At 35.6% G+C, this 24,017-nt stretch carries 24 protein-coding genes; 12 read left to right on the top strand and 12 right to left on the bottom strand.

The genetic code is table 11. The features are described 5' to 3' along the window. The first annotated feature begins 263 nt into the window (after window positions 1-263). The gene (locus H4O18_RS17655; RefSeq protein ID WP_187587057.1) at window positions 264-668 is read left to right on the top strand and encodes a hypothetical protein; all 405 of its coding nucleotides are present in this window, start codon (window positions 264-266) and stop codon (window positions 666-668) included. Between the two features lie 180 nt (window positions 669-848). Beyond that, entirely contained in the window at window positions 849-1,331 is a 483-nt protein-coding gene (locus H4O18_RS17660) for a DUF4265 domain-containing protein (protein WP_187587059.1), read from the top strand. A 390-nt stretch (window positions 1,332-1,721) separates the two neighbouring features. On the opposite strand, the gene H4O18_RS22605 is transcribed toward H4O18_RS17660, so the two are convergent. Both H4O18_RS22605 and H4O18_RS17670 read right to left on the bottom strand, forming a co-directional pair. Next, window positions 1,722-2,057: a transposase gene (locus tag H4O18_RS22605; protein WP_187587061.1), complete on the bottom strand. Its 336-nt coding sequence runs from the start codon at window positions 2,055-2,057 to the stop codon at window positions 1,722-1,724. Window positions 2,058-2,078: 21 nt separating this feature from the next. After that, window positions 2,079-2,612 (bottom strand): hypothetical protein, encoded by a 534-nt coding sequence (locus H4O18_RS17670; protein WP_187587063.1) that lies wholly within the window; start codon window positions 2,610-2,612, stop codon window positions 2,079-2,081. A 476-nt stretch (window positions 2,613-3,088) separates the two neighbouring features. Between H4O18_RS17670 and H4O18_RS17675 the strand changes: the two genes are divergently transcribed. Next, window positions 3,089-3,772: a phosphatase PAP2 family protein gene (locus H4O18_RS17675; protein ID WP_187587065.1), complete on the top strand. Its 684-nt coding sequence runs from the start codon at window positions 3,089-3,091 to the stop codon at window positions 3,770-3,772. A 427-nt stretch (window positions 3,773-4,199) separates the two neighbouring features. Here the strand turns inward: H4O18_RS17675 and H4O18_RS17680 are convergent, their stop codons facing one another. The 5 genes from H4O18_RS17680 to H4O18_RS17700 form a co-directional block, all read right to left on the bottom strand. Beyond that, window positions 4,200-4,805: an HAD family hydrolase gene (locus H4O18_RS17680; protein WP_187587067.1), complete on the bottom strand. Its 606-nt coding sequence runs from the start codon at window positions 4,803-4,805 to the stop codon at window positions 4,200-4,202. A gap of 19 nt (window positions 4,806-4,824) precedes the next feature. Next, on the bottom strand, window positions 4,825-5,706 hold the full coding sequence (locus H4O18_RS17685; protein ID WP_187587070.1) for a hypothetical protein: 882 nt from the start codon (window positions 5,704-5,706) through the stop codon (window positions 4,825-4,827). 321 nt (window positions 5,707-6,027) lie between these two features. After that, window positions 6,028-6,804 (bottom strand): SDR family oxidoreductase, encoded by a 777-nt coding sequence (locus H4O18_RS17690; RefSeq protein ID WP_187587072.1) that lies wholly within the window; start codon window positions 6,802-6,804, stop codon window positions 6,028-6,030. Continuing rightward, window positions 6,761-8,062, bottom strand: a complete 1,302-nt coding sequence (locus H4O18_RS17695; RefSeq protein WP_187587075.1) for an FAD-binding oxidoreductase — start codon at window positions 8,060-8,062, stop codon at window positions 6,761-6,763. The genes H4O18_RS17690 and H4O18_RS17695 overlap by 44 nt, the downstream gene beginning before the upstream one ends. Before the next feature lie 60 nt (window positions 8,063-8,122). After that, window positions 8,123-9,019 (bottom strand): decaprenyl-phosphate phosphoribosyltransferase, encoded by an 897-nt coding sequence (locus tag H4O18_RS17700; protein ID WP_187587076.1) that lies wholly within the window; start codon window positions 9,017-9,019, stop codon window positions 8,123-8,125. Window positions 9,020-9,860: 841 nt separating this feature from the next. On the opposite strand from H4O18_RS17700, the gene H4O18_RS17705 reads away from it, so the two are divergent. The 7 genes from H4O18_RS17705 (at window position 9,861) to H4O18_RS17735 (ending at window position 16,171) form a co-directional block, all read left to right on the top strand. Further along, on the top strand, window positions 9,861-10,067 hold the full coding sequence (locus tag H4O18_RS17705) for a hypothetical protein (RefSeq protein ID WP_187587078.1): 207 nt from the start codon (window positions 9,861-9,863) through the stop codon (window positions 10,065-10,067). A 9-nt stretch (window positions 10,068-10,076) separates the two neighbouring features. Continuing rightward, a complete protein-coding gene (locus tag H4O18_RS17710; RefSeq protein ID WP_187587081.1) occupies window positions 10,077-10,766 on the top strand; it encodes a HupE/UreJ family protein in 690 nt (229 codons plus the stop codon). Between the two features lie 13 nt (window positions 10,767-10,779). Next, window positions 10,780-11,409, top strand: coding sequence for a hypothetical protein (locus H4O18_RS17715; protein ID WP_187587083.1), 630 nt, complete (start codon window positions 10,780-10,782; stop codon window positions 11,407-11,409). Between the two features lie 638 nt (window positions 11,410-12,047). Further along, entirely contained in the window at window positions 12,048-12,428 is a 381-nt protein-coding gene (locus H4O18_RS17720; protein ID WP_343065477.1) for a DUF6371 domain-containing protein, read from the top strand. A gap of 375 nt (window positions 12,429-12,803) precedes the next feature. Continuing rightward, on the top strand, window positions 12,804-14,051 hold the full coding sequence (locus H4O18_RS17725) for a DUF2254 domain-containing protein (protein ID WP_187587087.1): 1,248 nt from the start codon (window positions 12,804-12,806) through the stop codon (window positions 14,049-14,051). Window positions 14,052-14,139: 88 nt separating this feature from the next. Next, window positions 14,140-15,225, top strand: a complete 1,086-nt coding sequence (locus tag H4O18_RS17730; RefSeq protein ID WP_187587089.1) for an endonuclease/exonuclease/phosphatase family protein — start codon at window positions 14,140-14,142, stop codon at window positions 15,223-15,225. A 409-nt stretch (window positions 15,226-15,634) separates the two neighbouring features. Next, window positions 15,635-16,171, top strand: a complete 537-nt coding sequence (locus H4O18_RS17735) for a GAF domain-containing protein (protein WP_187587091.1) — start codon at window positions 15,635-15,637, stop codon at window positions 16,169-16,171. 407 nt (window positions 16,172-16,578) lie between these two features. Here H4O18_RS17735 and H4O18_RS17740 read toward each other — a convergent pair whose 3' ends face one another. From H4O18_RS17740 to H4O18_RS17760, 5 genes are all read right to left on the bottom strand, one after another. Continuing rightward, window positions 16,579-17,325, bottom strand: coding sequence for an NIPSNAP family protein (locus tag H4O18_RS17740; protein ID WP_187587093.1), 747 nt, complete (start codon window positions 17,323-17,325; stop codon window positions 16,579-16,581). Window positions 17,326-17,838: 513 nt separating this feature from the next. Continuing rightward, window positions 17,839-18,006 carry a DUF6747 family protein gene (locus H4O18_RS17745; RefSeq protein ID WP_187587095.1) on the bottom strand — a complete coding sequence of 56 codons (168 nt, stop codon included), beginning with the start codon at window positions 18,004-18,006 and terminating at the stop codon, window positions 17,839-17,841. Between the two features lie 280 nt (window positions 18,007-18,286). Then, the gene (locus tag H4O18_RS17750; protein ID WP_187587097.1) at window positions 18,287-18,679 is read right to left on the bottom strand and encodes a response regulator; all 393 of its coding nucleotides are present in this window, start codon (window positions 18,677-18,679) and stop codon (window positions 18,287-18,289) included. Between the two features lie 205 nt (window positions 18,680-18,884). After that, the gene (locus tag H4O18_RS17755) at window positions 18,885-20,942 is read right to left on the bottom strand and encodes an ATP-dependent helicase (protein ID WP_187587099.1); all 2,058 of its coding nucleotides are present in this window, start codon (window positions 20,940-20,942) and stop codon (window positions 18,885-18,887) included. Between the two features lie 147 nt (window positions 20,943-21,089). Then, the gene (locus tag H4O18_RS17760) at window positions 21,090-22,472 is read right to left on the bottom strand and encodes an exonuclease domain-containing protein (RefSeq protein WP_187587101.1); all 1,383 of its coding nucleotides are present in this window, start codon (window positions 22,470-22,472) and stop codon (window positions 21,090-21,092) included. A 42-nt stretch (window positions 22,473-22,514) separates the two neighbouring features. On the opposite strand from H4O18_RS17760, the gene H4O18_RS17765 reads away from it, so the two are divergent. Next, window positions 22,515-22,853 carry a hypothetical protein gene (locus H4O18_RS17765; protein ID WP_187587103.1) on the top strand — a complete coding sequence of 113 codons (339 nt, stop codon included), beginning with the start codon at window positions 22,515-22,517 and terminating at the stop codon, window positions 22,851-22,853. Between the two features lie 6 nt (window positions 22,854-22,859). Continuing rightward, on the top strand, window positions 22,860-24,017 hold the full coding sequence (locus H4O18_RS17770; protein ID WP_187587105.1) for a DNA polymerase Y family protein: 1,158 nt from the start codon (window positions 22,860-22,862) through the stop codon (window positions 24,015-24,017).

Genomic DNA, 24,017 nt, shown 5'->3' on the forward strand with positions numbered 1-24,017 from the left:
GAGCTGGAAACGGTTGAAGAGTTTTTCCTGATAATACTTTTTTCCTTGCATAACTAAAGTTACGATCGATCCGCCGATCCACAATGATCATGACCGACTTTTTTGCTAACTTGTGCAACAGGCACAATGTATAAAAATAATCGCTCAATTTTGGGCTTAACCAAAGGTCGTTGCAAGTTTACTACGTCTGATTTTCCTGCGGAAAATCCTCGCACGTAAACCCGCAACTATTCTTATACGAGACCGTTGTGCAACATATCGCCATGAAAAAGTTTCTGATTATTTCACTTATCATATTATTTCACGGTTGTAAAGAAAAATCGACAAGGAATTTTGAAGATTATAATGAAGAGGACTTTGTTGAAGTGCAAGGACTTATTATAAAAGTCGAAAAGGAATTTGCCTATCAAAACAGAAAAGTGGACGTAACATACATTTACGATTTAGAAAAAGATAACCCAACCATTGGCCATGAAAAGAATTCCCCATTTATTCCTATGGTTGGACAACCTAGGGTTATTATGGTACATAAATATGAGGACAATGTTTCCTTTTTAGGTGTAAATACTTATGTAAAAGATGAAAACGACTTAGTAAAAAAATACTTGGAAAAGAGCGACCAATTTGGAGTTGAATATTACGGAGTTGACCAAAACGCGTTGGATTAATAAGACAGCAAGAAGTAAGGAAAAAATAAAATACGTTGCACAACACGGTGTATAATTAATTGCGGGCGGATTTCCCAAAATGGAAATCCTTGCAATTAACTATCTTCGGTACTGGCGGACATTTTCCGTTGGAAAAGTCCGCAACTAATCATACACATGACCGTTGTGCCTAATTCCAGAATGACAGAAACTGAAAAGAAATACGAGAAGATTTTATTCAAATATCACAGTAATGTTCTAGACGAATTGACTGTAGAAACAATGTGGGCTGAAATAATTGACGAAGAAAATGGAATTTACAAATTAGATAATATTCCGTTTTACGGACCATTAATCGCAACCGACGATGAGTTTTATGCGAAATTTGAGGAATCGGAGCAAATGCTGACTTATCAAAAGACAACTAAGTTTTCAGGGAACTCTATAGTTCTAATTATGATATTGCAAAATGGGTTTGACAAAGAAGTTATAAGAAACAGATTTAAGGAATTGAAATGCAAATCGGAAGGACTTAATGACTCATATTTTTCAATGGAAATTTTAAAAGACATTAATTATTTCGAGATTAAAAAAATGCTGACGGAATATGAAAATGACGGAATTTTAGAATATTCAGAACCGTGCTTATCGGAAAAACATCAAACGGATTTAAAAAACAACTAGGCACAACAATGGCTCCTATGAAAAGCACTAGTCCAGTTCCTTAAAGTTAATATTTTATTTTTTATCAGTCCATATTGGTGATTTTGGGGTGTTGAATTGTTGGCAACCCTTGTCAGCTTTTTACTTGGTTGTCAATACTTCAACACCATATATAACTTGCTCCGCATCCTATAGGTGATCGATCCTAGATTATGAACGTCACCGGCATCTGTATGATTATAAGTTATAATAAGCCCGGCCACTTGCTATAAAAATGTGATCCCAATTCCTTGGGCCACCCACGTTGTTTTGTGGTACTGGCTTTGAATACTTCGTTGTGAGCTTTGTTATCTGGTTGCTGTTTATCCTTTAGGTTATTCCAATACCCCTATCACATAAGGGGTCTCCGTCTTAAACCGCCAGTGTCCTGCTAAGCAGTTTCCTGGCTACCTTTATGATAATGCTCTTCACGTTCTTGCCATGGTACTTGCGGTAATAGGCCTGCATAACTGGATCCGCTCGTATAGCCTGCCAGGCAGTCTCCACAAAGTAGGACCCGATCAAACGGTGCGCCCTTGGAGTCATTCCCAGTGTCCTATAATTACCTCCGCTCTGGTGTACATCTGGGGCGAGGCCAACATAGCCCGCCAGATGTTTTACACTGTTGAACCACCCCAGATCCCTTAGTTCGCAAAGTATGCCGCATGCCACTATACCACCGATTCCGGGAATACTACGAAGCAGCATGTAATCTTCTTGTACTGCACTTTACAATATTTCCTGAGTTGGGTGGAAACGTAGCGCAGTTCTTGATCCACGAAACGGAAAAAACGCATCCTGCTCTCCAAGGGCGCCTTCGCCGTAGGAAATGCAAAAACCATATTGTTCAACCACTTCCGATACTTGTGGCTCCAATGGTCGTTGTCGAACTCCACTGGCTCCTTGATACTGCATCCTAATGTAGCTCTTGATCCGTCTATAATCCTTTACGGGGTCGTTGTGCCAACGGAAAAGGCTCCTGAGCTGTTCCCGTTCATTCCCCGATACATGGATTCTCTCCAAACGACCGTCCTTAAGTTCCCTACTTAGCAATTGCGCATCGATCTTATCGGTCTTTGTATGGAGTTCCCGTCCCTTTCTGTGCACGTCAGCAGGGTACACGACCTGTGAACGCCATCCATACCCCTCAAAGCAACGGTGGGCATGGTAACCGCAGCAACCGGCCTCATAGACAACATTGACCTGGTGTCCGGAAAAAAGTTTGTCTACATACTTGAAAAAAAGATATGGTTTGGGAGGCATAATTAAGGATTACCCCGGAAAAAACGCAATGGAAAAAATAAATATCCCAGCTATTCTTGTGCATATCCATCCCAATGAATAAGTTAGATGCGGCGGTAATGTGCGTATTCATAGCTTAAAGGTTTTAGCTATAAATAAAAGATACTCAACCTACTACATTCAAATAGATGCTATAATTCATTGTGGTATCACGCCAAAAAGAATAAGAACAATGAAATATTCGAGCTAAACAATTATTAATTCTTAGGTACTATTTTTAAAAAAAATCGTTTATATAAGACAGATTCACTGACATTTTAAAAATTATAAATATATTTTTAATGTTTATAACTTACCATAAATCCGAGTGAATTTGCATATAGATTAAAGAAAGTTATCGAAAAGAAGACCATAATTAAAAACTTGATAATTCATCAGTATAACTCCTTTGAAATGTTCAATGGGATAAATGAATTATAAAATAAAAAGCCATAAAAATGGATAATCTAATTATTAGCATGGTAAATACAATTGCCAGCAAAACAATTTTTTTTACAGAAATAATGTTTTTAATTGTACATAATGAACTTGTGAAAGGAGGAGTAATTATAGCAATCCTATGGTATCTTTGGTTCAATGTAAAAATCATACCCTCACATGGTCGTGGGAAAATTATTACAACCCTTTACGGAACCATTGGCGCCATAATTGTTGGTCGGTGTTTAGCTAATGTACTTCCATATAGGGCTAGACCTATTCTTAATCCAGAATTCGCATTCACTTATCAAATAGATGAATTTTCTTGGCTCAACACTTTAAGTTCCTTTCCAAGTGATCATGCCATTCTATTTTTTTCTCTAGCCACAGGAATTTTTTCTATTTCAAAAAAATGGGGTGTTTTTTCATTCGTCTACGTTTTTTTAATTATTTGTTTTCCTAGAATATATTTAGGGTTCCATTATTTTACAGATATATTCGTTGGTGGAGTAATTGGGGTTTTAATGATGTGGTTAATTTTAAAAGTAGAACCATCAAAAAGGCTTTCACGGTATATAATGAAGTATTCCAGCATAAATCCTGGTCTATTTTATGCCTGCTTTTTTATTCTTAGTTATCAAATAGTCACATTATTCAATGAAAGTCGTGCCTTGGCCAGTTATGTATTTAAGCACATATTTTAATAACAAACCAAGCTATATATGCTGTATTATCAGGTTTCAAATTAAAAAAATTAGACCATTTTTTTATAAGGATACAACGGTAAGTTTCCTAGATAAAGATTTGTTTTTCACCGAGTCATTGTAACTGCAAATTTATTAGTCACTAGCGATTATTGAAAATTGCGCTGGGGTCTAAAAGTAATTCTAGCGATTAAGTACTTCAACTAAAATAATGTTTATCACAAAAAATGCTTAATTCACAGCAATTCTATAATAAAAGAAGAAATAAATATATCTTTTTCGAAAAATTCTCTAGACCGAATTAAATAAACTGTAAGAAGCTTCTATTTTACAAAAGATCCATAAATTTAATTTGAGGTTTATAATATTTTTCAAATTTTAAGTATTTCAAATCCCTGTTATATGAAACAAAACATTGGAAAGCACCTTACTTAAAATACTTGTAGAACCTTTTATTTCCTAAAAGTAACATTTCCTTATCACCTTCACTATCGCCAAAAACGCTAATTTTATTAAATTCAGACAAGCTATATTTCTCTCTTATACGATTAACTTTTTCTATTCCATAGCAATTTTTTGTGGCAAAATTTCCGGTTAAGACATGATTTTTATGCTCTAATTCCGTACACACCAAGTCAAAATCCATGAATTTGGTCCAATGCTTTAAATAAGATTTAAATGATGCAGATACTACCACTATGGTCAGGTCCTTATTTTCTTTTTTAACCTCCTTTAGATAATCCAAAAAGCTTGCCCTAATTATTTCAGGAAGTTCATTTTGGCTATAATCCAAACAAAGCCTATCAAATTGAAAAACATCCATTCCCTTGAAGTGAAATGAAAATAATTTTGTTTTTGCCTTTTCATTAGAGTATAAGTTGAGCTTCATAAGTATGACAAAAGGAAATATGTATAAAAAGCCCGAAAACAACTGAAACCAGCTTTTAGAATAAGTTAGAAAATGAATAAAACTATCTTTATTTGTTATAGTACCATCAAAATCGAATAAATAAATTTCCTTTTCTAGACTCATTAAATTACAAATTATTAAGTTATTTTATACTGCTACTTCTCAAAATTAAGAACGCCGTCGTAATAAAGAAAATCATGTTTATAGAGATAAAAACCATCCCAAAGGCGGGCCCAAAATATTCTGTTGGATGAATCCCAATTTCAATATCCAGAAATATCCTTAGTAATTTTGGCACAATTGGATAAACGCAGAAATATGTAGCAAGACCTATTAATATGGTTCTGATTTTCTTTGAAAGGGCAGGATTGGAAAACGCAATAAGTACTGGAGCCATTATTACTACATAATCATAAGGTAAGTGAAATAAAACAGGAAAAGATAACAATAGAGTTGAAATTATAATCAGACGTTGGGAAGGACGATAATATAGACAATAGGCAGAAAAAGCTCCATATACCAAGCTAGCGCCAATTGAGAAAAAATTTATACCAAAAAAAGATTCGTTGCTATAATAAATTCTAAATAAAGTGAGTAAATCTGAATGTCCATGCCCACTAGTGTACATTGAAGCTACCTTAAACGGCAACGAAATGGATTCGAGAAAGCCAATATCAAATTGAAATGAAAAAATTAACGCAATTAAGAGGTTGATAAGTAAAGCACCAATAGCCTCTTTATAAAAACCAGCAAGGAAGAAACCCAGAAGTATTGGGAAACCAAACGAATATTTGGAAAAAATTAAGGTCAGAAGTACCAAAACAACCCACTTCTTATTTCTAAATATCCATGCTAACGAAACACTACATAAAATAAAAATGGATATTTGGCCTTGATATAAACTATTCGCAAAATTGCTCCCTACCAGCATTATACTTGCTATAAGAAGTACTTTGTATACTTCTACCTTCTCCCAACGTATAAAAGCATAAAGTGTAAAAATGAAACAACCAACGTTAAACATGAACCATATGAGCTTAAATTGATCCCAATCAAAAAAAACGAAAGGAAATAGCACATAATATAGTATATGTCCATAATTTGGATAAGCAGTTAAAAGCCACTCGGAAGAAGTTATTGCGGAAGTATATGGATTAATGCCTTCCCATAATAATTTTGCTCCATACCATTGGGCATCTCCACCTCCATCCAGGTACATCAACCTATAATAGGAATAAGCCAAATTCAATAAAAATAGTATTCCAAAAATGGAATAGAATAGCCATTTTTGGAATATTTCTGCACTTATTTTACTACAAATTAATCCCATTATTATAAAATAAGTTTAAATATTCATTTTTTTAAATTGCCACTCTGGAATGTTTCGTATTATCAACATTATCCAACGCCATATCCAAATTGTATAAACCACATTTGTAAGTTTTTTCTGAGCATTGTAAATATCACTGGCAACTTGCTCAGGGGTACCTGTCAATCTTTTTGGCAAATCTAAACCTTCTGTCATTTTAGTTGCTATAAAGCCTGGTTTCACTGTTATCACGTGGACGCCGGATGAAAAAAGACGATTCCTGAGTCCTGAAAGATAAGTACTCAACGCCGCTTTGGCTGCGCCGTATATATAATTTTTTTTACGGCCCCTATCGCCTGCAACAGAACTAATCCCGCAAATAAAACCTGATTTTCTTTGCTCAAAATCCAAAGCTATTATATTAAATAAACTAACAATCCCAGTAAAATTTGTATCTATTAGCTTACTAGCTTCCATAAATTCTTTTTCTGATATTTTCTGATCTCCCAAGTATCCAACAGCTGAAATTACACCAATAACTTCTTCTTTTAATTGATCATAGAAGAATTGATGAGAGCTGTAATCAAGAATATCCAATTCCAAACATTGGGCATGACATTCATATCTTAATTTCAAATCACTTGCAAACTCTTCGAGAGTATCTGAATTCCTAGAAGCCAGATATAAATTAAAGCCTTCTTTGGCGTATTTTCTTGCAACAGCCATTGCGACATCGCTTTTGGCGCCAATTATTAGTACATATTCCTTTTTAGATACCAAGTCGTTTAGATTGAATTGAGTTAAATTTTTCATTCATTTTATATTTTTTTCTGATATTTCGGAATATTTCTATTTTTGGATATCCCTTTTCAAATGTATCCTTTGCAACCCTGGCGTCTTTAGCCAAATAGATACGACCACCCCTATTTACAACAATTTCATCAAGCTTGTTCAATAGCTCAAATAAACCTTTTTCAATTTTAAAGTCCAGTGCCAAACTATAACCTTCTATTGGAAATGATAAGAAATTTCCGTTCTCCTTTCCATAAAGTTTTAATACAGATAAAAAAGATCCTTTTCCAGAGCTGGCAATCGATTTTAATATTTCCTCCAAACCTTCATAACTGTTCCTTTTTGGCAATATAAACTGATACTGGATAAAACCATTTCTCCCATAAATTCTATTCCAATTGTTTATACTGTCCAAGGGATAAAAAAATGTTTCAAAGTCTACCAATTTTTCCGTAATCCCGTCTTTGACTTTCATATAGTAGAACGTATTGAATATTTTAACACTAAGCGTGTTTAGAATAAATGAGGGGAAGAAAAAAGGGACATTGACCTTTTTTTTGGGTATAAAATCCAATCGTCCGTCATTAGTAAAATCCCCAACCATTAACAAGGACCTTCCCATTTTATCATTTTTTGCCAAACAATCAATCCAAGCAACGGAATAAGGTTTATTTTTATATTTTTCGAAGGCTTCAAAAGTTTCTTTAAGGTTTTTAGTCTTAATTGTTTTTTGCTTTATAAATCTTGATTCAATTTTCTTTAGGTATATTTTAGCGTCCAAAATTATTCCAGTAAGACCCATACCACCGCAAGTTGCTCTAAATAATTCGATATTTTCAGTTTTACTACAACTTACAATTTCGCCTGAAGGGAGTAATAGATTCAGCATAGCAACACATTCACTGAAACAACCTTCTATATGATGGTTTTTACCATGAACATCACTGGCTATTGCCCCCCCCACCGTTATAAGTTTTGTCCCGGGTGTAACTTTCAGGAACCAACCACGTGGTACCGAAAATTCCAGTATTTCAGTTAATAACGCTCCAGCCTGGATATGAAGAAGTCCTAGGTCATCATCAAAATTTAAAAAGTAGTTTTTGGGTTTTATACAAACTATAGTATCATTTATTGCACTATCGCCATAGCTTCTACCATTGCCATAGGCAATAATCTCTTCTTCCTTTTTTATGAAAGATTTTAACCTATGAGTTTCCGAAATGATTACCGTCTTAGCATTGACTTTAGGGTAATTTCCCCAACTTTTTGTGTTACTCATTGGCAATTATTCTCTTTAAGAGATTTTTTTTTAATACAATTCTCCTTTTGTATGGATAAATCAGAAATAAATTAAAACAGAGAAATGCAAAATCCACCCCGATAAAACCGTAATTAAAAATGAATCTTTGAATACTAGATCGGTCGGAGATCCACTATTTTTTTCAACAAAACTTAGTTGCATGTATCTCAATATACCCAAGATAACATAAATTGATGTCAGATAGACAAATTTGCTTTCCAGTCTACCTACGACTTCGGCTGAAGTTGTGTATAGAATATAAGTTACTATTGTTACCGAAGACATAATCATCATAGACCCTTCGACAAATTTTAGATTATAATCCGTTATTACTTTGCGCATTTTATGATTTTTCTCAAGGAACAATAAAACGCCATCTCTTCTTTTCGCAAATGCAAGAAAAAGTGCCAAAAGGAAGGTCATAATTACTATCCATTGTGAAAGTGGAGTATCTGTTATTACCGCCCCTAGAATTATACGTAGTACGAATCCGACGGCTATAACAGTAATATCAAGTATAGAAATATGTTTAAAATAGTAACAATAAAAAAAATTTAAAACCAAATATGATCCCATAATACCTAATGCATTAATTGAGAGCATGCCCATAATTAGCAAACCTGCAGCTAAAAGCAGAATCATTAAAAATATTGCTTCTGGGGTCGAAACTGTCCCCGCGGCAAGTGGGCGAAATTTTTTCTTTGGATGCAATCTATCTTCCTTAATATCTTGGTAATCATTGAAGATATAAATTGCACTGGCACACATCGAAAATGACAAAAAAGCTATAAATAGATTGAATAACAGTTGAAAGTTTGAAAACTCCCCAGCAAAAAACAACGGCATAAAAATAAAGAGGTTTTTTACATAATGTTTTGGCCGTAAAAGCTTCAAAACATTACTTGAATTAACCAAAGCTTTTTGTATGCTGGGCATAGATTCCTATTTAAATTTTAGCCCAATGTATTACATTCGTTTTTATTTATATAATCCTTTCGTTAAATGGTAACAAATAATAGATTTAGAAAATTACCTAAAACTCTATTCTGTTTAGCTGCATTACTCTTAGTAAAATCCGCAAAATTTGAAACAACCATTCTTAAATTAACACAAATAAGAGCGTTGGCCACTACAATCTAGCTAATGCAGTTACCAAATTTAAAATAATCTCAATTCAAATAAATTATTCAATAGTGTTGCTGTCTAGATTTTTCCATAATTATTTAATCGATGATTTAATTTACATCAAATCTCAACGCCGGATTCTTAGGTGACGAGTAAAAAAACAAAAAAATTATTTGATATTTTAGTAAGTATAATCATTAAATTGTTAATCTGTACAGAAAGAGTTTCATGCTTTTGCCAATTTTTGTTTTCAAACTCTACTTCGTGCATTTTTTCATTCTTCCATAGGGTGAACATTAGTTATAAACTCTTTCCCTAGACTGCCATAAATGCGTCCAATGGTTTTGCTTTTGGGTTGTTAATCTGTTATTAAATCGTTTTAATGTTGGGCAGCACCTAACACAGGTCACGGATGGGGTATATAAGGTTGCCTTTATATGGTTTTGCCCCTTTTTGCCCATCCTAGTTTTTCTATAAAATTGCCAAACTCCTTTAATCCCACTGACTCCCTACTTTTAGTATTATGAATTAATCTAAATTGCTATCTTTAAGTCAACTATCAAACATGCGAGCCGAAACGTTCTATGCAAGCTGCAAGTAGAACATAAAGCTTTTTTAAAAAGAATAAGTATAAATATTAAATTTTTATTTTATGAAAACTAAAACATTAATTATTGCTTTAACACTTACAATAGGTTTATTTACAGCTTGTACTGAAAAGAAAAAAACTGAAAAGAAACCTGAGATAGAAATTAAATCCGAAGAAAACAGAACATCCCTTGAAGACAATGTTGATGAAGCAGAAAAAAGAAAGTTAGATAGTATTCGTCAGGTAAAAGAACATGGACATGCACACTAATTAAACTATATGAAATTAGTAAAAATAACAACTCCAGTTATACTATTACTTTGTTGTTTTATATCGGCATCAGCCTTTGCGCATGGTGTAGATGAAGAGACACAATCATTTTTAACATCCAATAAAGGTGTTGCTTTTGGACCTTTTCTATACATAGGTGCAAAACATATGATTACGGGTTACGACCATTTACTCTTTTTGATTGGAGTTATCTTTTTTTTATATCGAACGAAAGAAATTATCACCTATGTAAGTTTCTTTACTATTGGTCACAGTCTTACGCTTTTATTTGGTGTTATGGCAGATATAAATGTAAATGCCTATATCATTGATGCCATAATTGCCTTATCTATTGTCTATAAAGGTTTTGATAATTTGGGAGGATTTAAAAAGATTTTTGGGAAACAACCCAACACCAAAGCAGCAGTTCTAATTTTTGGGTTATTTCATGGCTTCGGTCTTGCAACCAAATTACAAGAATTTGAATTTGATAAAGACGGGCTTTTCACAAACTTACTTGGCTTTAACTTGGGTGTAGAAATTGGACAGTTTTTAGCATTAGGATTTGTACTCTTAATCATTAAATTCTGGCGACAATACAGCAGTTACATCAAATTTTCCAAACTCACTAACTTACTTTTAATGGCAGCTGGCTTTTTATTATTCGGTTATCAATTAACAGGATACTTTATTTCTTAATGCATAATATACTATGACCACAAATAAGCAACTTAATTTAACAAAAGGCCAAATATTAAAATCACTACTGATAGCTTTACTTATTGGTGCAGCCGTGCTAGTAACTGCTGTATTACCTGCGGAGTATGGAATCGACCCTTTAGGAACAGGTGAATTACTTGGTTTTTCTAAGTTATACCAAGGAAAAAATGAATCAGAAACTATTGATACCGCTTCCATTTTAAATTTTAATAAAATAAAAATGGAAAAATTGGGATCGCCACAGAATACACCAAAACCGAGTGAAGCTAACAATCCACCTCCAAAAGTTCAGTATCCTAACACACAGGATTCCATAGAAGTTATTGTACCAGCTAAAAAAGGTATTGAATATAAATTTAAAAGCTTAAAATATGGAAGCATTAAATACGAGTGGGCAACAGATAAAGGAATTGTTTATATAGATTTTCATGGTGAGGTAAAACAAGAAAATCCGCCAAAAAACGTTTTTTATGAAAGTTATACACTTGCATATTCAAACAATATGGCTGGAACACTAACCGCTCCTTTTGAAGGAAAACATGGTTGGTATTTTAGAAACGAAACGAACGAAGATATTGTCGTTACTATTAGACTAAATGGACAATATGTACTATTTGAATAAAATGCCTGAAGTGAACAACGTGTCCTATGAAAAGTACTAGTCCATCCCGATAATTATCGGGACTCCCAAAGTTAATATTTTATTTTTTATCAGTCCATAATATTGATTTTGGAGTTTTGGATTGTTAGTCATCCTTTTTAGCATCATGCTTGGTTGTCAATACTTCAACACAATATATAAATTGCTCCGCATCCTATGTGTGATCGATCCGAAAATTGGAACGTCGTCGGCATATATATATTGGTAAGCTATAATAAGGCAGGCCGCTATTCGAATTAATCATCAATTTATGTAGGAATCAAATTGTTAATTAGTTTTTACACGATATTCAATATTATTCATAAGAACAACTTGCCATATTTTATACAATAAGTCGCTCGTTGTTATAAATTTGATTACTTTACTTTAAAATTATCACTAACAATAGTGAACACAAAACTGAACACGTTTTGGAACACATTTTTATAAACTAGCATCTGGGAAGCCCTGTATTTAGGGAGTTTTAAAAATACAAGCAGGAATTCATAACCCGGAGGTCGGGGGATCGTGCCCCCCTCTCGCTACAGTATAGAAATCACCCAAAACAAGCGGTTTAGTTCACTCTAAACCGTTTTTTTATGGCTTCTATTTCCTTGTAAATAACTTTTGTATTACAACAATGTCTTTTTGGATTACACCTGATACAGGAAAACATAAGCAAAAGGGTGGCGATTGTAGAATCAGAAAAAACTGCTATTATCATGTGTATTCTTATGCCAGATTATATTTGGATGGCCACAGGATATAAAACTGGCCTTAATGAAAAAGTATTACAACCCCTTAAGGGTCATAACGTGATTTTATTCCCCGATAAGACAGAATATGGTGCATGGGCAGACAAAACAGCCATGCTTGCTGCAAAAAGCTTTAAAATAAGCTGTAGTTGCTTGCTTGAATCCTATGACCTAGATGAAGGGCCAACTTGGTGGACTTGTTTTCTAAATATGAGGGAAGCTCCAACCGTACTAACAAACCCCTGACCCCAAAGGCCAAGGATTTACAATAACTTAGCGAAATAAATCCACAGGTACTGAGATTGGTGGAGGAGTTTGGGTTGGTGTGATGTCCTTAGCCTTTCAGTCAGCTATTCTAAATTGTAGATTAAACTATATAGAGAAGTTAATCAAGGTGTAGGGTCCTAATCCACAAATTTATCGCTTATATAACAACTCATCCATATCTAATAATGTGATAAAAATAGTTGTTAGTTTTTATCTATTTATCCCCAGATTTACTAAATCCAACTCCTAATATCAATATTTTTATATAAATTTAACAATACTTCAAAAGTACAATTAATGTGAATAAAGTATACCATCAAAAAATTTTGATTTCGATGTAGTTAATGATAATATATGAATAATAAAATAATATATTTTACCAACAGACTTAAAGAGAAATTGTGGTTTCGTCCCTTTATTTTTTGTATTTTCTCTATAATTGCAGCCTTACTTGCACAATTTGCGGACAACACTTTTTTAAAGGAATTGGTTCCAAAGATTAGTGATGATTCTTTAGTGGGTCTACTTAATACCATATCGGCCAGCATGTTGGTTATTGCCATCTTTGCAGTTGCATCCATGGTGTCGGCTTTTTCGGCTGCAAGTAGCAACGCTACTCCCCGGTCTTTTAAATTGGTAGTAACAGATGATGTGTCGCAAAATGCACTTTCCATATTTATTGGTGCCTTTATCTTTAGTATTGTAGCTACTGTAGCGCTTAAAAACGGGTTCTACGGGGAGGCAGGTATATTTATATTATTTGTACTGACCATTCTACTTTTCGGAGTGGTTATAATTACCTTTTTAAGGTGGGTAGACCGAATTTCGCGATTGGGAAGACTTTCAAATACCATTCAACAGGTCGAGAAGGCAGCTTTAAATTCTTTGTCTAAAAATATAAGCAACCCTCTGATGGGGGGCACTCCGCAAGAATCTTCGATTTTATATAATGGAGAAGCCTGTTATTCCAATAGTACAGGATATGTTCATACTATAAACATCGAGATCTTGCAAAAACTTGCAGAGAAAGAACAAATGCATATCGATTTAAGCTGTGTCCCTGGCAGTTTTATAAGCTTCAATACCCCTGTTGCTTTTAGCAATACTACATCGGGCTACATTAAGGAACAAATTGCCGAGGCAATTGTTATTGCGAACGAAAGAAGTTTTGATGACGACCCGAGGTTTGGAATTATCACCTTGTCTGAAATTGCAAGCAGGGCCCTATCTCCTGGAATTAACGACCCAGGTACGGCAATTCACATTATTGGCAGTATGAACCGATTATTTTGTGCCTATAATAAAATGCCATCTGATGGACCGATAATTAAATACGATAGAGTTAGTGTTCCGGCATTAAAAATTTCCGACCTATTTACCGATGCTTTTAGACCTATTGCCCGAGATGGAGCAGGAAATGTCGAAGTCATGACGCGATTGCAAAAATGTCTGGCCATAATAGCTGCGATAGACCACCCTGAATTTAAAAAAGAGGCCAGACACCAATCCATACAGGCTTTTAAAAGATCAGAGATTGCCATGGGGTTTCAACCGGATATAGAGGAGTTGCGAAAAATCACACTTTTCCTTTCCGACTCCTAAAAATAATTATGTGGTTGTTTGTTTTTCAATCATATTTTATAAGTCAAGGTTAATATCGAGTTTTAAAAATATTAATAAACTACAATATATGCTAATAACCTATTATATCATTTCTGCATTGGTAATATCGGCCTCTATATTGCCCTTTATTACACATCAACACTGGATGTTTCGCGTCTGGGAGTTCGGAAGGATTCAAGTAACCATTATTCAGTTAGTGACACTAATTATAGGTATCTTGCTTATAGAAAACAAGAGCGTACTTTTTTGGAGTACAATGCTGTTACATGCAGGGCTACTTATTAATCATCTAACCATCCTAATTCCCTACTCCAACTTATACAGCACCAAGAAACTGGATCATATTCCCAAACATACCCAATTAATTTCTATAGTATCGGTGAATGTTTACCAATTTAATGAACGATATGAAGAATTAATAAAGTTGGTCCTGGATGTTAAACCTGATATTTTGCTTACGATGGAATCCAACCAGGCTTGGGAAGACGCTATGTCAGTCATTGAAAACGAATACACTAACTTTAAAAAGGTGGCATTGGAAAATACATACGGAATCCATTTTTACACCACCTTAACCGCACTATCAATGAAAGTCAATTATTTTATTGCAGATGATCTACCGAGTATCGAGGCCTCCCTTCAAACCGATGAAGGAATTCAGTTTACCTTTTTTGGAGTACATCCGCCACCACCAAGTCCTACGGAGGAGGATAACTCTAGGGAACGGGACGGAGAATTACTTTCTTTAGCTAGGAGAGTCAAGGAGACGGTTGGACCTGTAATTGTTGTCGGCGATTTTAATAATGTTGCTTGGGCGAAATCTTCTATTCTTTTTAGAAAAACCTCAGAATTGATCGATCCTAGAATCGGACGAGGATTCGTATCCACTTTTCATGCTAAATATAGATTTCTAAGATTCCCTATTGACCTTTTTTTCCATTCATCAGAAATTTTTGTCGAAGACTTTAAAACTTTACGTAAAATTGGAAGTGACCACCTTCCCCTCTTTTGCGAATTTTTTATAAATAAGAAAGATGATGTACAGGAGGAAGATGTGGAAACCTTGGAGGAGGGAGAAATGAAGGAGGTAGAGGAGATGATCGAAGATGGAATAAAAGAGGAAAGCGACAGACCGGAGGTAGCAAAAGAATAGGCTAAATTATAGAGTTGTTCATTACATTTACCGCTCGGCACAGGTCCCTTTCAATACAAGCGTTCCGATGTGACTGACTTAGTACGCACCTAAATTGCATTATTATGGAGTAAATTGTAAAATACCTAATATATGCCACCAAGTACCCTTTAAACAAGATATTCAATTTTTCATTTCAATCATTTTCTTTAGATATAATTTTCTCCCACTCTAATATGCAATCGTTCTCCAACGTTCCTTGATAGTATTGATTCACTTTCAAGAAATCAAGGCATTGTTGAGACTTGATATGTTTTCAGTAATTTTTAAATGTAACATCGAATCTATTTGTGTTTATTAACATGTGTTTTCTGATATATTTCGTACATTCAGAACAATTGCAGGTGCAGTTGATTTAAATTGGGGTCGTATGAATAAATCTAAGGTGAATGGGAGAAAATTGAATCTCGATTTTCATGAAATTCTTAAGACTCCCACTGATGGTTGTTATGATGACTTGGCCTTACTAGCAGTTAAAATTTTTGATGTACCAATAGCTATAATAGCACTGGTAGATTCAGACCGAATGTGGCTCAAATCATCTGTTGGTCTTAAGGACGAACATTTGAAATCTAGTACGGAATTATGTTATTCTGCTTATCTGTCCGATGATGTTTACATTAAGGACAAGACGAGAGTTGATCCTCGTATGCTCTCGAACCCTGTGGTATCCGGTGCAATGGGCCTACAGTTTTTTGCTGCAGCTCCCCTAAGGTCTTCACACGGGCCTACTGTAGGTTCATTCTGTATAATGGATGAAAGGTCAAGGAACTTTACTGTTGCCGAGTCGTCAATGTTACGACAGCTTGCACGGGTTGTGATGGATTATTTCGACTTAAAAGTCAATGCCAGATTATTGGTCAAAGACATTCAGAAAAATCTTGGTCAAACTTATAATTGCAGTTAATACCATCACTACCGTTAAGCTACAAGTACAAGGAAAGCCTGTTAAACCAACTCATTATTGCATACTAAATAATTTTATTCATCCTGCAGTGAATACCTCCTCGTAAATTTCAAGATAATTCATTATCAAACTTAACAAATTACGGAATTGGTAAGATATGGTTTTACAGAGGCCATATTTACATAAAACACAATAAACAAAGTGGTAGCGTTGTACGATTAGTACAGGTTACATTCTTTCAGTTTAACGACCTAATGCACCACATCATTACCCTAGGGCCACCATACAACGATAATAAAATGAAATCTTTAGTAGGCCAGCTGACTCTTATATAAGTATCTAAAAGTAAGACTATCGATATATAATTAGGCATTGTTGATCGGCACGACAGTTCAGAAGGTGAAAATTTAAAGTTTCGAATAAGGTAATTGTTTTAAAAAGACTCGTGTAATGTCATTCATGGCATTGGCATATTCCTCTAATTTTATGATTCGCTGCCATTCGGGATGCGGACCAAATTTGGCCCATGTCCGAGTGTGCGCTTCCATATCCTTAAAAGCAAGCATATATGTTAGGCATGGCATTTGGTCTCCAGCTATATTCTCCCCAAAGAACACCATAGGTAGCCCGACTTCTTCAAAGATTTTAAACTCACTATCGTTGAACATTTTGACTTTTCTACGGAGTGCATCTTCATTGTGACTCTCGTATATTCTTAACTCAAAAAGATTAGCCTCATCTACGGGTTTTACCAGCTTGGGAAAACCAGCGGAGGACCTAATAAGATTAGTGGATATTCTCTTGTAAGGAATTATTTCTTCCGTGGCATTGAGATATGTTTTTGCGTCCTGTAAGTATTTAGCGTCTTTTGCCAAAACATCTTTACTTGATTGAAAAGTTTGTATGTTGTCATAGGGAATAAGCAAGTAAATTTTCTTGGGCAAACTTTCACCATACTCCTCAAAGGCCCCAATATGTTCAATACCCTGACGGTCTAGCGCCGGTAATAGCGCCTGTTCTAAATAGTTGTGTAAAACCTTTGCCTGTCCGAAGAACTCTAATTCATAGGTTCTCAACTCATATACCTCTTCCTGTGAATATATGCTGGTAAAAGAGAGAAATAATATTATGGCTGATAAAATTCGTCTGTTCATATTGATCAACATTATTTATTTTGAGCAAGATATTAAATTATTAGGTCATAAAATAACATTGATTCAACGGCACAAGATTTTTGGATATCATTAGCGATATGGCTTTCACAGAAATTATTTCAAATTATGGTTGCTTGAGAGGCTTTCAATAAATAGTATTTTAAGCTGAAATTTTGAACAAGGTAAAAAATCAAATATCAAGTGGGTACATTCATATAGGCTGATCTGAATATTTGGGATGCGATCTTCTAATATCAGTGTTCTTTGGAGATGATTTTTACCCACATGAATATGAACTAATTAATAATTTAATTTGTAGACCTTATGATAATTTTATTTATGGGTTCTATGTGTGCTTTAGCCCATAACAGTTAAGTGTAATCTTACAAGGCAAAAAAAAAGTAACCTTTATTAACCATACAAAAAAAGATTCAATATGGGACATATGCAAAAAATCCTTCCGAAAAGCGACAGAAGGATCAAATCTTCTAATTCTTAATTCTATTAAATCATTCAAAAAGAGAATCCAGTAATTAATCTGTACCCAAATGCATATAGGACTACTATGAACATAGCAAAACTGAACCATGAAAAAGCTTTGAAATAGCTTTTTACTAGCCAACTTCCCAGCTGCTTAAATCCATTGTGATATATTTCTTTAAAAAGTAATATTGTTTCCATAAAAATTGTTTAAGGGGTTTTAATGCAAAGATATCACAGTATTTTACCAAGTACTTTCTTTTTCTACAAGGAGTTAATAAATACGGTTTAAAGCCAAAAAAAAAATATTCATCTAGTATTATGGCACTTAAACGAATGTATATCTACACTTTGTGAATTTTTTGGAAGCTTACGTAATTATAATAAACTTTGGATGAACTAAATTAAAAAAACACAGCTATGCTAAAGCATAACTCTCTGGTAATTCTCAAATGCACAGTTCCAAAAAACAATTCGTTTACTACTTTTTTGAATGAAGAACCTTATCCACGGTGCTTTTGGAAAGTGGTTTGTCAAAATGCCCTTTTATCATAGGGTGCTCCTTGGCCCTGGTCCTATCTTTCGAATTTGAAAAGGCCGATAGAATGTAAATGTCCGTTTTTTGTAAAACATTGCTACCAATCTTTACTGTATCAAGAAATTCCCAACCGTCCATGCCGTTCATGACCAAATCAAGGAATATTACATCCGGTACATCCTCTTCATTATTTAAAGGATGGGCAAACATGTTCAAAACTTCTTCCGCAGTGTCACAAACAATAGTCCTGCAATTAGAAATTGATTGTTCAATGCAATATCTTGACGCGAATTGCGACACTAAGTCGTCATCTATAATACAAACTGTCAATTCCATTTTTTTAAAAATTAATCGTTGTAAATATGAGTAAGATTTAACACTTAATTAGAAATCCTAACTGGTAAACGTTCAAAAGATCCATATTTTCGTCGAAACAAGAAAGTTCCATTAAAGAGGAACCTTCAATAAAGCTCTGTTCTTTTATTCTTCATCTCGGCCTATAGACAACCATTAAAGTTCTAGCCGAATAACGATGTTTAAGTTAGCTAAAATCCATACCAGAGGACAAGTCAATCTTATTTGGTGAAGCGGCATCATTGACCTTTCCAAATTTGTGTTCAACAATTAATTGTTCCACTAAGTTATCAGGAAGGTCATTTAGGAAATATGTATCCGCATCGTCGGTTTTTGAATCCATATTCGTTGGTAATGCTCGCTGGTGAACCGCAGAAATTGAGGAGGTATTTCTGGTTAGAATCAATCTGTTCTTCGCACGTGTCATAGCAACATATAGAACGCGTCTATCTTCTTCGATTTCGGCAAGATTATCCAATGACCATGCCGATGGAAAAGCTTTAGGGGATACATTTAACACAATACAGACATCGGCCTCCAGTCCTTTGGCTGAATGGATAGTTGATATAATTACATGGTCCTTATTCTCTGCAGTATTCAGCTTAGACTCACTAAGAACATTCATGCCGTTCATATTTTCCGAATTATCCAGAAGACCTTCTCCAATAAACTCGCCAAGGGTAGGATAGCTTTTAGCCAGTAACTTAAGAACAGGAAAATCGCCTCGTCTTTTTTCATTCCAATCACGCCTGTATCGAAATGCCAGACCTAACGACATTGCCTCATATGCGGTATCTACCATTTCACCCACATCGCTTTTAGATTTTATAGATTCATAAAGCTTGGCTATTTTGCTACCATCCTCTCCTGGCATGGCATTTTGGAGAATGTTCGGAATATCATCCTTTTCTACATTTTCTATGACCTGTTGAAGTATTCGTGATGCCCGTACTTCCCCGACTCCCTCTTGAAAGGTCAAGAACCGTATCCATGCAATTTCGTCATATGGATTATTTACAATACGTAGCAAAGAGACCAAATCTTTGATATGCGCTGCCTGCATAAACTTACGCCCACCATAGGTGACATATGGAATCTTCCTTCGTATGAAAACTGCCTGTAATGACTTGGAGTAATATTGGGACCGTGCCAATACCAGATGGTCGGAGAATGTCCGGTCCTGGTGCGTGAAGTTATTTAATATCTCGTCTGCAACCCAATTGGCCTCTTGCCATTCGTCACTAACATTTACAAGCCGTGGCAACTCTCCAGAACCACGAATCGATTGTAATTTCTTATTATAGTTTATCGGAGACTTTTCCAATAACCAATTCGATATATCTAAAATCTCCTGGGTAGAACGATAGTTCTTTTCCAATTTGTATACCTCGGAATCCGGGACCCTTTCCTTGAAGAGATGTACATTCTTAAAATCGGCTCCACGAAAAGAATAAATAGATTGTGCATCATCACCAACGCAAAATAACTTACAAATACTGACAAACGGGTCTAACAGGTCCCATTGTAAGGGATTGGTATCCTGCATTTCATCCACTAGTAGATAATCCAGATGTTGTGAAAGAATGTTTCGTGCTTCAGGGTTAGTTCGCAACTGGGTGGAAACGACCAAAAGCAGGTCATCATAATCCAAATATCGTTGTTCCCCTTTTTTAAGTTGATATGCCCTTAAAATATTTTCGACATGCGGTTTTATTGTCGAGATTTCATAGTCGGTGTCGGCGTCCTTCTTATTCTTAAAGAGTTTTATCCGCAAACTTTCCGTTAAGCTTTTTTTGGTATTTCGGGCCAAGGAATATATATCGATAAGTTGTTGCGGTTTTATACGTAGTTTTCCGAAATCGAGATTCTGGTTTCCACAAACCATTTTCATAATACTAAGCTGATCATCTGGGTCAATAACGGTATAAGCTGCGGCGCCGAATAAATTCGGAAAACGCACGATCAATTGGTTGCACCAAGAATGAAAAGTAGCACCGCTTAAGGAATTGCCATCGGATTGCGGTAATGTTGCTTTTACCCTTTCGACGATTTCGTTCGCAGCCTTTTTGGTGAACGTGAGTATCTGTATTTTCGATGGGTCTATTCCTGATTGTATAAGATATGCTGCCCTTGCGATTATAGTCTTTGTTTTTCCGGTTCCCGCACCAGCTAATACCAGGAGATGTTCGCCATCAAATTCGACTGCTTTTCTTTGCCCATCGTTAAGTGTATCTGGAATGTTCATAGTAGTACTAAATTAAAATTACCGTTAATCATCGAATACTGGGGAGCTCTTCAAACTTAAAATTATTTGATTACACAAGATGCTCTTATAAAAAATTGTTTTAACGCAGCGAGGATAAGTATAACGTTAAATTCAAGAGAAAGACCATCAGTGGACAAACTCTTGTGGCACCACTAATTTAATGGATTTAGGGTTGGCATTCAAATAACTGCTAATGATACGCATGGTATGATACGTGTTTTTTCTAGCTGTTAAGAACGTCTCCAAATCATCAAGACCTTCAATGCCCTGATCTCTGTCGAAAAAGCCGTATCCTTGATATATGCTGTTCTTGACCAAGACAAAACCATGTTCTTCCTCCGAACGGCCTTTACAGATAACGGCGTAATTATCCCTATTCTTATGAAGCTCGGAAATAGCCCGTTTGGCTCGGATGTTATAAATTGCCACGGACTCTTTTCCCTCGCAGACCTTGTGGCAATCTTTTATTTCATAATGCGAGCAGCCCTCCTTACTACTTTGTAGCGCAGTAAATCGCGGACACAGGGTGAATTCCTCACAGATTTGCCTTAATCTGGCAACAGCCTCCTCACGCCTGTAAAATGTTACGGCTCCCAAATCAGCTGCGGATTTTCTATCGATTGCAAATTGGATGATACCTTTTCTGTTGATGTAATGTATGATACAATATGGTGCCCTTAGTTTCTTTTGTGTAACGTTGAAGATCGGATAGTGGTTCTGTATTTCATCAGCTTCCAACAACAATGCGATGAGTTCATTTCCAGTTTCTAGAAAGTCTACGGTGGCGGTCGCTTGACAAAGGTCGTATTCCTTATTTTTTTTATCATAGAAATGACTGAGGACCCTTTCCCTGATTCGAATGGCCTTACCTACGTATATAATCTTACCACGGCTGTTCTTGAAATAGTAGACACCGGGACTCTGTGGAAGGCCCGCTAAGAGCTCCCTGTCGATATTCGGAGCCAAGGTGGTCTTTCTTGAATTTAAATAAGAATCGAAAACAATACCCCCGTCATCTAGACTCATTAGACGCTGAAATAGTATAACGGTAGCGTCAGTATCGCCTTCGGCCCGATGGCGGTTGACGAGGGGAATGCCCAAAGTGGAACAGAGGCGTCCCAGGCTATACGATAACATTCCTGGCATTAATTTTTTCGCAAGTCGCACTGTACAGAGTCTTTGGCGACTGTAGTTATACCCTAGGTATCGAAACTCAGAGCGCAGCACCGAATAATCGAAGGTCACATTATGCGCAACGAACACGGCATCCTCAGTAATTTCTAGGATTTTCGCGGCAATCTCTTCGAAGAGTGGGGCAGTTCGTACCATATCATCATCTATTCCTGTCAGACCTGTTATGAAGTTGGGAATCCGAACTTGGGGATTTACCAGTGATGTAAACTTATCCAATATTGTGTTCTCGTTCATACGAACAATGCAAATTTCAGTAATACGGTTATTTCGAATTCCCTTTCCAGCTGTCTCAATATCGACGACTACATAGTCCATTTAGTTAAAATTTTATTTCGTGCCGTAAAAATACTACAATCAATGGAAATAATCCATAATTTTGGATATTTTCCAATAATTATCAAAATAGAGCAAATGGACTATCCAAATCTGATACGTTTAGAAGACAAAATTAAGGTATTACTTGACTATAGATTGGCGGACTACCACTATAAGCTGGTTATAGTAGAGGCTTATTATGCAATGGATAAGACTGTGATGTGCCGCATAGAACTATATGGGTCAAAAACCACTATAACACATCGGTTAGCCAAATATGAAGCTAAGCTAACAGAGGGATTTTATTACGAAGCAGAACAAAGGTTAATAGGTCAAATGGAGCTTAAGGAAAACAAATATGTAATTGAAGATTATGGATAATTGACTATGGAAAGAGCGATAGTACATATGGATATGCATGATTATTACATTGCATGCGAACGTTTGGCAAATTCATCCCTGAAGGGTGTGCCCCTTATCATCGGTGGTGGTACCAATAGAGGGACGGTTGCCGCCTGCTCTAAAGAAGCGGCAAGGTTTGGTGTTCGGGTTTCAATGCCTACTGCTTATGCGCAAAGGTTATGTCCCAATGCGACTATACTTAAAGGGGATTATGGCTCATACACCAATAAATCAAAGGAGCTTACCGAAATAATAAAGGAACATGCCCCGGTGGTCGAGAAATCATCTATTCATTCCTTCTATTTGGATATTACCGGAATGGACCGTTTTTTTGGCTGTTATGATTGGACAAAGGAACTCTCGCTACAGATTTCAAAAATGTCCGGCCTTGACCCTTCCTGGGCATTATCGGTCAATAAAACAGTTTCAAAAATTGGAGTGGTCGGTACCACTCCCACAATGCCAAGAATTTTAAAACAGGAGGAAGTGCAGAATTTCTTGAATCCATTACCGATTCAAAGATTGCCCAATATTGGTGATACTACTTTCCAATTATTATCAAGAATAGGAATCCGACAAATAGGTAAAGTCTCTGAAATGCCACCGGTGGTTCTACAGAAAATGCTGGGAAAAAGGGGCAATTTAATTTGGCAGCATGCAAACGGTATTGATAGTGAACCAGTAAAACCTTATTCAGAAAAGAGAGCGGTCTATCGGGAACACGATTTTGACATGGATTGTATAGATATCCAGGTTATAAAAGCTCAACTAATGGCCATGGTGGAACAATTAGCTTTTAAGCTAAGACAGGATAACCTAGTGACCGCAAAGGTAATTGTCAAGGTAAAATATAACAACCTTGATACAGAAACCAAACAGTCAAAAATAGGCTACACTTCATTGGACCACATTCTGAAAAAAGAGGTGCAGCTGTTATTTTTCAAACTTTATCATAGAAGAATGCGACTAGTAAAAGTCGGTGTTCGTTTCTCCGATATCGTATCGGGTTCCCATCAGATCAATTTGTTCGAGGATACTAGTGAAATACTATCGTTATATAATGCATTGGATTCCATACGCAACAAATACGGAATGAATGCCGTAGGAACATCTTCAGCTTTTCAAAATTACCGGACCAAATGA

Source organism: Arenibacter arenosicollis, from assembly GCF_014397245.1.
Lineage (GTDB): Bacteria > Bacteroidota > Bacteroidia > Flavobacteriales > Flavobacteriaceae > Arenibacter > Arenibacter arenosicollis.